Origin of the sequence: Halobacteriovorax sp. RT-2-3 (genome assembly GCF_047085075.1) — a bacterium.
GTDB lineage: Bacteria > Bdellovibrionota > Bacteriovoracia > Bacteriovoracales > Bacteriovoracaceae > Halobacteriovorax_A.
In genome coordinates this window covers 643,869-656,261 of sequence record NZ_JBKIYF010000002.1, presented here as the reverse complement: position 1 = coordinate 656,261, position 12,393 = coordinate 643,869, and the positions used below count along the sequence as shown (strand labels likewise).

Below are 12,393 nucleotides of genomic sequence, written 5' to 3'. Positions count from 1 at the left end.
CTTATATCTAATAAAATTTATTACATCAAGGAAATTTTCAAATTTGATCACTATAACGCGACACGCATTTAGATTCCGTATTGTAAGTAGCTAAAAATTAAAATACAATAAAATCTAGACTAAATTTATTAATAGTAACAAATGGAGCTGTCCTGTGACTAAACCTTGGCTTAAGCACTACCAAAATGGTGTTGCTGAAGAAATTAATCCTGAATTATATCCTTCAATTCCAGCATTATTAGATGAGAGTTTTACTAAATTTGCTAATAAGCCATCTTTCCATTGCATGGGAAAGACTCTAACTTATAAAGAGATTGATCATCTTTCAAAGAAATTTGCTTCTTATCTTCAAAATGATCTTGGGCTTAAAAAAGGTGACCGTGTCGCTATTATGATGCCTAATATTCTTCAATACCCTGTAGCTCTTTTTGGTATTCTTCGTGCAGGTATGGTTTGTGTAAACGTAAACCCTCTTTATACTGCTAGAGAACTTGAGCACCAATTAACGGACTCACAATCAAAAGTAATTATCATTTTTGAAAACTCAGCTTCTGTTCTTGCTGAAGTTGTAAAAAATACGCCAATTGAGCACGTACTTGTGACTCAAATTGGTGATATGCTTAAATTTCCAAAGTCACTACTTGTAAACTTTGTTATTAAGCATGTTAAGAAGATGGTTCCTTCATGGGATCTTCCTGGCGCTAAGTCATTTCTTGAGGCACTTGATAAAGGTGATGAGTCAAAATTTAAAAAGCCAGAAATTAATAGTTCTGATCTTGCTTTCCTACAGTATACAGGTGGGACAACAGGTGTTTCTAAAGGTGCAGAACTTATCCACCGTAACATCGTTGCAAACCTACTGCAGGCAGGCGAGTGGATTTCACCAGTTGTAAAAGAAGGTGAAGAAATTATCATTACTCCTCTTCCGCTTTATCATATCTTCTCACTTACAGCGAACTGTTTTACGTTCTCTAAAATTGGAGCACTAAACGTTCTAATTACTAACCCTAGAGATATTCCAGGATTTGTAAAAGAACTGAAGAAGTGGAAATTTACAGCATTTACTGGTGTAAACACGCTATTTAACGGTCTTTTAAATAATGAAGACTTTAAATCAGTTGATTTTTCAAAGCTAAAATTAACTCTTGGTGGTGGAATGGCCGTACAACGTGCTGTTGCTGAAAGATGGAAAGAGGTAACAAAAACTCCATTAATTGAAGCCTATGGATTAACTGAAACATCTCCAGCTGCTTGTATCAACCCAATGGATCTTAAAGACTACAATGGAATGATTGGTATCCCTGTTTCATCAACTGATGTATGTATCAAAGATGATGATGGAAATACTCTGAACGCTGGTGAGGTAGGTGAGATCTGTATTAAAGGTCCACAAGTTATGAAGGGTTACTGGGGACGTCCTGAAGAGACGGCAAAAGTAATGACTCCTGATGGTTATTTTAAATCTGGTGATATTGGTGTGATGGATGAAGAAGGTTTCTTCAAAATTGTTGACCGTAAGAAAGATATGATTCTTGTTTCAGGATTTAATGTTTATCCAAATGAAATTGAAGAAATCGTAGTTACTCATCCTAAAGTTTTTGAATGTGCTGCAGTTGGTGTACCACATGAAAAATCAGGTGAGATCGTAAAACTATTTGTCGTAAAAAATGATCAGTCTCTAACTGAAGATGAGCTTCTAGCATTCTGTAAAGAAAACCTAACTGCTTATAAGAGACCAAAGATTATTGAATTTAGAACTGAGCTTCCTAAGTCAAATGTTGGGAAGATTCTAAGAAAAGATCTAAGAGGACAATAACCTCATTAAAATAAAAAGGGAGCTAATCAGCTCCCTTTTTTATAACTTTAAACTTTTTAATTGTCTGATTGTATCTTGATTATAAGTATTAATTCTCAACGTCGAATAAGCAGCTTCCTTCACAACAGCATCAACAAATTCTGGCTTTGTCGCTCCTGTTAATGCATCCGTCATATCAGTTGGATGTTTTACTTTTTTAAATACTTCAGGATTGATTCCAATAAGTAGGTGTAGGCGATTGATATCATCGACAGTCATTGGTTTGTGAAACTTTTTAGTTAATCCTGCCTTAGATTTCAGCTTTAGAAATTCATACTTCGTGTTGTAATAGAGTGTAAAGATCACAGGTAGACATGCACTATTACATCCTGTTGTCGTATTTACTTCTCTAATAAATCCAAGCTTTTTACCATTTTTATCATAAGCTATTTGAATCGTAGTATTTATGGGATTCTCACTAATTGTATCAGTAATACTGGTCTTCTTCAGGTCTTCTACACTTGGGAAGATCTCTTTGTGGAAACTAATATTATTTGCAAAAGAATAGGAGAATGATAAAAAGAAAAGAAAAAATATCTTAAACATAGGCTCCTCAATGAGATTTTTGTTATTAGCGTTAATTCTTTTTCATTCTATGACTTTTGCCCAAAAAGCGCAACGTGACGTTAAGGCCTCAACAGGCCTCGATGAGGGACAATTCGTCATTGTTCCAGGTCCTTCTTATATGCCAAGCACTAAACTAGGACTCGATCTTATTGGGATGTATCTCTTTGATGCAAATAGCGGAAAGTATAAGAATAGTACAAAGACTGTGCCACCTTCTATTATAGGTGCTTATGGAAAGATTACGACAAATGGAACCGCAATGGGGGCCATTGGAACGAAGCTTCATCTCGGTGAAGATAAGTGGCGTATCACAGGTGGTTATCTTGAAGGAAATATATTAAGTCAGATGTTTCAAGCTGAACTTGAGCGATTCCTTGATACATCTAATAAGATTCGTGCTGTTATTGTTAATGTTAACTATCGAGTGTGGGGTGATCTCTTTATTGGTGGTGGGATCATCTGGAATGAGGTTATTTTTAAGGCCGATATAAATCCTGAGAATTATGCAACAAATACAGGTCTTAAATTTAATTTATTCTATGATACGAGAGATAATACATTTTCTCCAACTAAAGGCTTTTACTTAAATACGCGAACGAATTTCTATCGAGAAAATCTTGGAGGAGATGATAATATCACTACGCTAGAGGCAACTTTCTCGCATTATATTTCTCTGGCAGAAAATACGAATCATTTGTTTTCATGGCTATTTGATTCAAGCTTTAATCTAGGTGACACAAATCCTAATTATAATTATAACTATGGTTCACGAGGACCGCGAGGTTACACTGGAAAAGTGTATGAAGGTGCTAATATGATACGCTTTGAAGGTGAGTATAAGCACTACTTCCAATCGATTATGGATGGAAAGTTTGGTCTAGCTGGATTTGCCGGAGTTGGTTTTACATTTGGAGGAGAGTCAAGAGTTGGAAACCAGATTCCATCAGACTTATTTGAAGCCGATCCACTAACACATATTGGGACAGGAATTCGTTACAAAATTCTACCTAAGCAAAATCTCAACTCGAGAGTCGACATCGCCTATGGCCGAGAAAAAGAATTTACAATGTATTTTGCCTTAAATGAGGCGATCTGATCGAATCACATGAAGTAGACACTATGTTCATTTTTTAGACACCATGTAATACTGTAAGTAGCCAAAATTATTGATCTTTTGTCCCAGTTAGTTGGCACTGTGATTGCACTATATAGGGCATGAAACTAAAAAAGCTAATCTCATTCATTATTATTTCTCTTTGTTCATTCCAAATGGCGTTTGCTCAGACGATCGAAAATGCTCGATCTGTTGCAAGTGTTTATGACCTAGAGGAAGTTCTTTCAGAGCTTAGTGAAATTAAAAAGAATCTTCGTGGAAATGTTTCAAGTGATCTTTCTGAAGAAGAGCTTGGTCAAATTGCACAAGGCTTTCAAGCACAAAGTGATCAAGAATCAGAAGGTGAAGCTGAGTTTCAAACTGAATTTATTACTTTTCTTGATTCAATCAAGAAGAATTCTTGTGGTGTAAAAGATTATCAAGATGAGCAAAGAGCACAAGAAGCAAAGAAAACTTCTCGTGGAGAAAACCTTTTTTCAAGCATTGCTTCTGTTCTTGCTGAAGTTGAAGTTGATGCAAAACTAAATCGTACTCAAAATAGAAAAATCGATACTTACTCTAAGCAAGCATTAAATTACTTCACAAGAGCGAAGTCACTTAAGACAAAGATCGAAGACATTATTAATAACACAAATGAAGCTTATGCTGATAAAGAGCAGCTTCTACTTGCTTATAATGATTCAGTTGTTAAGGGCCTATATGATATTAAGGTTATCCTTTCTCCTTTTAGAAATGTGTCTGAAATCAAAATGGATCAAATTCTTCCAAAGTTAACGACTGACTTTATTGAAGAAGAAACTGAGCTTTATAATTTTCTTGTTCACGGTGAAATGAAAGATAAGATTTTCTTCACTGTAAATATTGATGGAAGTGATGTTGAACTAAAGCTTAATTCATTTTTAAATTCTAAAAGAGATGTTGTAACAGTCAATGAATCTCCAAGTGCAAAGAGTTATCTACGTGCTTTAAGAATTCTAACGATTCAAATGATGGCAACTCAAATTAAAAACTACGACCTAATGATAGAATCTAAAGAAGATAAGATCGTGATTCCTAAGAGCTGTCGTAGTGAAGTTAATGGTTCATGGCCACAACTTTTAGAACTAAAAGTTGATGAATCAGTTGCAAAAACTTACCTAGATAACCTTATTAATAACTCTGGCCTTTCATATGATGAATCTAACCTTGAGCTTATGAGCGTTAGAGAGGCTGAGCAACTTAATCCTTTAGCTGAAACAATGGTTGCTTCAACTACTGTTGAAAATTTTCTAAGAGCGGCAAAGGGAAAAGAAGCTACAAACTTCTATCAAAAATATTTGAAAGCAGGTTTTGATGAAGTTAATGCATACAATAAGTTTGTTGATATGAAGATGGGTGAGATCGCTCAAGCCTATAAGAAAAATATCTACTCTTATAAAAGAGGTACAAGAACGCAAACTTCTAAGCAAGTAACAACAAAAGATATTGGCCTTATCAATGATATTATTGGTGTTGTTCCAGAATCGAAGACTATTGAAGTTGATATTTACGAAGGTGACCAGAAGTATGTTGAAAATATTTATCCTTCAGCAATTAATGCTTCACCATACCTGGCTTCTAAAATGGCACAAGCTAGAACTGAGAATTTAGAAGATATTATTAGTGATTCAATTAAAAATGAATTAAAGAACAATAAAGTTGTAATTGAGTTTCCTTCTCTCTATTCTCAAGAGTCATACCGTAACTGGGGACTAAATACTCTTTATCATAAAGCTCTTGAGCTTCAAGATTCACAAGAGTTTAAGGTTGGTTCTCGTCACAATACAATGCTTTTTGGTTTTTGTTACAGAAATCCAGCTCAGATTTGTAAGGGACTTTCAAGAAAAGATAATGTTCTAAAGAGAGTTGTAAGCTATATTGACTCTTTAAAGATTGATGGAAAATTCATTCCTGTTGCACGCCTTGATCAATCAAAAGTTAAAGAGAGTTATGTTACTCTTGCTAAAGTATTTGATTACCTAAGAACTGGTCCAAAAGTATTTTCTGAGCTTGTAACAAATGAATATGATTACTTACTTGACCAAATGCAGGCCCTTAATCCTCTTGCAAAGGTACGATTAGGATACTTAGTTGCTCGTGAAGAGCTGCAAAATATCAGAGATGGGCAGGTTAAGACATATAAGAAAACTTCTCGTGGAATGAGAGTAGATTATAGCTATAAATGTTTTAATAATAATATGAAGGCTTATCTTGAAAACCTTGAAGAGGCAGCTGAAATTCTTAAAGTAAACCGTAGCATCAAACCTAACTTTCTAACGAATGAGTTAAAGAAAGATGAATATGCGAGACTTTGGAACACAATCTTTGATGAGTTCAATAAAGACACGACTCAGATCATGACTGCTGAACTTAACTCTGGAAAAAAAGCATTTGAGTTAATTGACTCTTTATCAAATAAAGTAACTCTAGATCGTAATCAAATTGAAGATGCTGCCAATGAGACAATTGATGGCCGTCTTCTATATCAAACAACTGAGGATATCAACGAGCGCTTACAAGAAGAAGATGTAGAGAAAGTAGCATTCTTTAAAGAAATCTTAGCTGCTAAGTCACACAAAGAAAGATCAGCAATTTTTGATTCTCGTCCAGATAGTATTGATATCTTCGATGACTATGAATTAGTACATAACTTTCTAAAGTTAAATATGGATCTTAAGACTCCTGTATACAAAGAAATCTTAAAAAGATCTGCACTTAAGCGTCAGCAAGATACTTATAAGAAGCTTAATAAATTCTGTCAGATCGATGAAGATGATATCGATAGTTTAAAAGAAAACTTTTATGCAACAGTTAAGATCCAAGATCAACTAAATCAACTACTAGGTATCCCAGCTGTACCTAAAGAGTTAATGGATAGAATGGATGACTGGAATAGCGACGAGAAGTGGGCAATGTTTAATGGTGTATTTGGCTTCCTTTTAGGTATGGGTGCCGTACTTGCTGCAGGTTCATGTACACTTGTAACTGGTGGCCTATGCGGTCTTGCTATTGCAAGTGCTGGTGCAGTTGGATTTGGTATGCAAGCAAATGCCATTCGCTTAGAAACAAAAGTAAAATTTCGTGCCGATAGAAGTGAGGAATACGTAGGTGAGATGGCCGAGCTTGGTTACACAGATTCAAACTCAACTGAAAACGTAGCAAAAGGATGGATGGCCGTAGCATTTGAAGTCATTGGAACGATTTCAATGATCTCAATTCTTACTAGAAGTGTTTCAGTTGGTTCTAAGATCTTTAAAGAATCTCTAAAAGCAATTGTTAAGAATCGCTCTCAACTTGGTATTAAAGAAGCCTTAAAGCAGTCTGGTAAAGATGCTTCGGTTATCGTAAATGAGTCTGAGGTTGAATTTGCAAAGCTAGTTCTTGGTCTTAAGAAATATAGTGATGTATTTAAGAAAATGCTTTCATCAAAGTCGATGGATGATATTGCTCAAAATCTAAGAAATCTTGATCTTGATGAAGAATTTGTCGAGAAAACTCTTAAAAAAATGGACCGTATTGAAGCTAATTACACTGCTGGGAAGCTTTCTCAAGCAAGCTATAACAAAGCAATTAAGAATATTGTTGCAAGTGTTGAAGAAGCAATTACTCGTTCACATGGTGGAATCTACCGTTATACTAGTGATGTTGCTGTTAATTTAAATTACTCTCAAGTAGATGAAGCACTTGGAAGTACAGTTTCAAAGCTATTTAATGGAAGTCCATTAGAGCTTAGACACTATATGGGAAGTTATGTGAAGAGACTTAACTCTACAACTTTCAGTAACTCTTCTAAGGCAGCTCGCTCTAAGCTAAGAGTGAGAAAAGCAGACCAAGGTCACTACATGAGAGGGACAAATTGGATCGTTCGCGCTTGGAATGAAAACACTGCAAACCTTGCTAAGAATCGTCGCCAATTCTTAAAGATTTATGATGAATTACAAAGACTTCCTGAAGCAGAGCTTGCTGATTATATTGCAAAGAATGCTGATACTCTAACTGAGATTTTTGTAAAGATTCCTCTTAGAAAGAGAGACTTTCCATACATGCTAATTCAAGGTGCTCCTCACACTGGTGGATTCTTTGGAAAAAGACTACCTGTGATTTCAGCAGTAGGAGAGGGTGTTCTTATGAGAAAGATCTTTACTGCTCGTGCAAGACTTATTTCAGAAGTTGCTCGTCGCTCAGCACGTGAAACTTTAGGAATGAAGAAAGTTCTTATGGCCGAAACAGTAGGAGATATTTACCGTGGACTTGAAGTTTCAGTTCTTGAAGCTCTTCCTAAGATGAGTAAGAAGGAAGTTACTGAAGTTGAAACGATGATTGCTACTGTTAAAGAAAAGGCTATCTCTGGAATCGTTAGAAACCTAGAGAATGACCGCGCAGCTGTTAAATTCATGAATAAGTATAATGTAAGCTTTGATGGATTAACTCCAGAACAAACATTTAGTGAACTTAATAGAATTCTTTATTCTCCAAATGGAACAGTTGAGAACACTCTTTCACGCTATCTATGGGCAAGTGCAGATGTTGAAGGACTATTTAAGTCTCCAGAGTTTTCAGGATTAGCCTATAAAGTTATGAGAGATACAATGAAAGAAGAAAATATTGGAAGCTTACAACGCTACCTAAATGCTCTCAAAGTTCTAAAGATAAAGGACAATGGATCACTTGGTAGCGTCGAAATTTTTTAATTATTTAGAAAAACACTTAGTATCAGGATCTCTTAAATATTCAATTAATGCCAGCTTCTTTTGACGAGTTGCTGGTGTTCTCGCTTCATCAGCTTCTCTTTGAAGTACATCAAAGAATGCATCCATCGTACCTTTTTTAGTCTCTTTCATTTCATCAGAAGTTGCTTTAAGAAGACGAGTTAACTCCGTCATTTCTGCATCGCTGAATCCACTTGATAGAAACGAATAGAACTTATGTCCATTTGTATTGCTAAATAGGTCAACCTTTCCACCACTAACTGAAACATCTCTAATTGCAGAGATTAGATCTTTCTGCACTGGTGAGCCTACTTTTTCGGCAGTTAAGAAATATAGTAATGATTCTTCATCCGTTGCATTTAACATTGGTGTACGGCTTGACCATTTTTGTGTCTTTACGGCAGAGTTTATCTGACGAGACATTTTTACTGGTGAGCTATAACGAGACATCACTTTAAAAATTCTTTGAGAATAATCATCTTTCATTTCAGATAAAACAAAGTTGAAACCAGCATCAGATAAATTTTTGTTCACACAAGGTGCACATGAAAGGATACCACTTTTGTTATACCCATAACGTTGTGATAGGTAGACAAAGTTATTGATAGCATTTTTGATTTCCTCTGGAGACGCGGAATCTTTTGTAAATACTTCTTCCATTCTCTGAAAACGGGCCTTGTCCTGCGATCCCGAAACCATCATCTTAAGGGTATTCATACTAAAGTCTTCTTTCTTTCCAGTGTGAGAAAGATCCTTCATTGCCAATTCAATATTATTCGCAACAACAGACCTCACTTCTTGGTCTGCGATTCCACTCTTAATCAAAAGCTCATCTAGGCCGTGACCTGCTGACTTAAATACACTGAATACCGAACCAAATGACAACTGGCTCGTAAGCATTAGGAATACTATTTTTGATGATAATTTCATTCAAACCCTCTTCTGATAATTTCTTAACTAAAATATCGGCTAATTTTGATCAAATATTTAGTAAGATGCTATGTGTCGGTGGGGAGAATCCTCAAAATACGAAGGAAATCAGGATGTTATGAAGATGAACAATCCTTGAATTAAGAGAATCGCTTGGGTACAATGACGCCTCACTTTGGGGAACGTATTATGGTAAACTTATTTAAGGTATTAGTTTTATCTACTTTTTTACTGCCAAATTTGGCCGTAGCAAGTATCGATGGAGCAACAGAATCTGAAATTGAAACCTGTCGTCGTCTAAGAACTTTCCTCGCTGGTGGCGTTGGTGAAGTTGAGTGCCAAACTGAATATCAAATCTATTCTAAATTCGTTGGAAATTATAATCGTCAAAGAGTTAAGAAAGAGTCCAAGCAAGTTCGCATTGGCGCTTTTAATTTATTTAAGCCAGGTGCAACTCAAACTGAATACAAAGATCACGAGTTAGTGGCAGAGATAATTAATCATTGGGATGTTGTTGCTGCTGTTGAGTTAACTTCAAATAATGGCCTTAGTAAAAGACACAATGATGCAATTGTTGAGTATTATACAAATCGTCTTGCTGAGCTTGAAACAACTAACGCAGATGTAAATGCACTAACAACAAGAAATGAACTTGCTCTAATTCGCGAGCAATACGATTTTCCTGGATATATTCTTCTTTTAAAAGAGCTTCAGAAACTTGATTCTTCTTGGTCACTTGTTCTATCTGGTAAACAAGAGGGAAGTGAGAATGCTACAGTAAAGGAGCTAACAGGTTACTACTATAGAAGTAGTGTTGTTGAGCTAAAGAAGACGGATTACTGCAGCGATCGTTACGGCCGTAATGGTAAATTTGGTTGTCTTCCAGTTTTAGATGAAAAGACATTTGGACGTGATGTTGATGGTCTTTTTTCACGTAGGCCTTTTATCTCGACATTTGAATCAGGGGAGTTTGATTTCACTCTTCTTTCAACTCACGTCATTCACAATGCTCCATCAGATGAAGCACTTCAAAAGAAGATTTTGAATAATGTTTTTGGTGTTGATGACTATAAAGATATTGGTCCAGGTGTAACACAACTTAAATACGCTCGTTTTGCGGAAGTAAGACTAATGGCAGAATTTGTTGATTACCTAAGAAAGTCTTACTATGAGCAAGACTATATTATTTTAGGTGACTTTAATTTAGAAAGTTCAAATAATTACTGGGAAACCTTCTTCAAGGATTTCAATAATCTTGAAATTAGAATTGAGGGTGCAACTTCAATGGCCGTTGGTAAGAGTCTTTCTGATGGGACGATCACTCATGGGACAAAGAGTAACTATGACCACTTTCTATTTGATCCTAAAGAAACGACAAATTGCCAAGGTGATGGAGCTGCTAAAATCTTTAACTTCATTGAAGGTGATTTTTCTCGTCTAATTAATAGAAGATACCTAATTCGTTCAAATGCAATGTACTACTCAACAACAAGAGAAAAAGATATGTACCGCCTAAAAGCAGGTGGGCGTGAAAAAGTTGAATCACTTGTTAGTAATTATGTACGTTCAATTGAAAATAAAATGACAGTTAAAAGCGGTCAGCTTGTTAAAAGATTTGATATCGAAGAAAGCAAGCAAGAGTTTTACGATCGAGTGATCGATTCTCAGCTATTTGATAAGACTTATTACAGCTATCTAAAAGAGGTAATAAGTGATCACTTACCAATCTACATGAATTGCTCAAATCAATACGACAACGACTAAATTTATCAGTGCTTAGGCATTGGTCGAATTTGGGGAACAACGAAATAGAAAGCCTCCGTATGGAGGCTTTTTTATTACCTAAATGCTTAAAAATACATTGTTTTGGGCCGTATTTATCCTGAACGGCCTATGAAATATGTTCACAATAGAAGATATTTAGCCTTATTCGTTCTAAGATCAATTTATTAATCAACTTAATGAAAGGTTTTACTATGAGCAAAGCTAAAGAACTTATTTGTATGACAGCGCTACTAATGGGGCTGACTTCTTGTCAAAATGACAGTGCAACTATTGAGAAAGTAGTCGAGGCAAGTAGTAGTAATATCATCATTGGAAATGATGATCGAAGATCAACGATCGATAATTTAAATAAAACTTTCTATCGAAAAGTTGGCCAGTTAAGGTCTGATCTAAAGCTTGGAAACTCTGGAATTAAAAAAACTGCAACATGTAGCGCGACACTTATAAAGAATAAATTTGTTATTACAGCAGCTCACTGTGTATACCTCTCTGATACAAGTAACTTACTTAAGAATACATACTTTTATCCAGGGATCGATGGTGTCGATAACTTTGATAGCGGACGTTATCCAGTTGTTCGTGTCTATCATCCTGAACTTTATGATAATGAGAGTTTTTCTTCTTCTGAAGATATTGCAATACTTGAACTTGGTGCTGGCAGTGATGGACTACACGCAGGGCAAAAAGTTGGAACACATGGCTACTGGGGAACAGAGTCATTCCCAAATGGTGAAACACTAACAATCGGCTATCCTGGAGATAAGCCGAGTGCAAAACAATTTTATGAAACAGGTTGTGATATCACTAATAGTAATTATAACCATCTTTCTTTAAATGTAGAATGTGATGTTTTTAAAGGACAAAGTGGTTCTCCAATTTTTGTCTACAACTCAGAATACGATAATTTCTTTATTCATGGGGTAATCACTAGTGAGAGTCCTAGAATGAACTTTGGAAGTTTCCTATCTAAAGAAAGACAAAAAATCATTAATACAATTTTTGATGGAAGCTTTTCGACGAATAATGAATTTGAAGAAAAGTGGATAACAAAGAAAATTGAACAGGATCTGCTAGTTCGCATCCTTGTTAAAAATACTTGTAAGAGTAGTGAGGCGAGAGTCGCTTTAAAATATAAGAATATTGAGAATGAGTGGAATACAGTAGGTTTCTATACTGTTGGTGCAGGTGAAACAAAAGAACTTGCAGTAAGTCCAAACGGAGTTTTCTACTTAGCTGCTAAGAACAGAAGCTGGAAGTCAATTATCAGCGGTTCTTACTCATTTGATTTACCAAATAGTGGAGTCCAGAAATTTAATAAGTATTCAACTCAAAAGTATGGGGACTACGTTGTAACAGTACCGTGTTACTAATATCGAGTGACTTAAAGAACAAAGAAGTATGCCTTAGCACTAATA

General features: G+C 35.5%; 7 protein-coding genes. 5 read left to right on the top strand and 2 right to left on the bottom strand.

What is annotated here, in order from left to right; translation table 11 throughout:
* Positions 1-154: 154 nt before the first annotated feature.
* Positions 155-1,816 carry a long-chain-fatty-acid--CoA ligase gene (locus ACMAYX_RS08970; protein WP_103217891.1) on the top strand — a complete coding sequence of 554 codons (1,662 nt, stop codon included), beginning with the start codon at positions 155-157 and terminating at the stop codon, positions 1,814-1,816.
* 39 nt (positions 1,817-1,855) lie between these two features.
* Here ACMAYX_RS08970 and ACMAYX_RS08965 read toward each other — a convergent pair whose 3' ends face one another.
* Positions 1,856-2,401 carry a hypothetical protein gene (locus ACMAYX_RS08965; protein ID WP_412471717.1) on the bottom strand — a complete coding sequence of 182 codons (546 nt, stop codon included), beginning with the start codon at positions 2,399-2,401 and terminating at the stop codon, positions 1,856-1,858.
* Positions 2,402-2,411: 10 nt separating this feature from the next.
* On the opposite strand from ACMAYX_RS08965, the gene ACMAYX_RS08960 reads away from it, so the two are divergent.
* Positions 2,412-3,518, top strand: a complete 1,107-nt coding sequence (locus ACMAYX_RS08960) for a BamA/TamA family outer membrane protein (protein ID WP_412463398.1) — start codon at positions 2,412-2,414, stop codon at positions 3,516-3,518.
* A gap of 119 nt (positions 3,519-3,637) precedes the next feature.
* Positions 3,638-8,245: a hypothetical protein gene (locus ACMAYX_RS08955; protein ID WP_412471718.1), complete on the top strand. Its 4,608-nt coding sequence runs from the start codon at positions 3,638-3,640 to the stop codon at positions 8,243-8,245.
* Here the strand turns inward: ACMAYX_RS08955 and ACMAYX_RS08950 are convergent, their stop codons facing one another.
* Positions 8,246-9,193, bottom strand: a complete 948-nt coding sequence (locus ACMAYX_RS08950; protein WP_103217895.1) for a hypothetical protein — start codon at positions 9,191-9,193, stop codon at positions 8,246-8,248.
* Between the two features lie 189 nt (positions 9,194-9,382).
* Here ACMAYX_RS08950 and ACMAYX_RS08945 point away from each other — a divergent pair, with 189 nt between their 5' ends.
* Together ACMAYX_RS08945 and ACMAYX_RS08940 are read left to right on the top strand one after the other, a co-directional pair.
* Positions 9,383-10,957, top strand: a complete 1,575-nt coding sequence (locus tag ACMAYX_RS08945; RefSeq protein ID WP_412463396.1) for a hypothetical protein — start codon at positions 9,383-9,385, stop codon at positions 10,955-10,957.
* Positions 10,958-11,169: 212 nt separating this feature from the next.
* Positions 11,170-12,348, top strand: coding sequence for a trypsin-like serine peptidase (locus ACMAYX_RS08940; protein WP_412471719.1), 1,179 nt, complete (start codon positions 11,170-11,172; stop codon positions 12,346-12,348).
* Positions 12,349-12,393 lie beyond the last annotated feature (45 nt).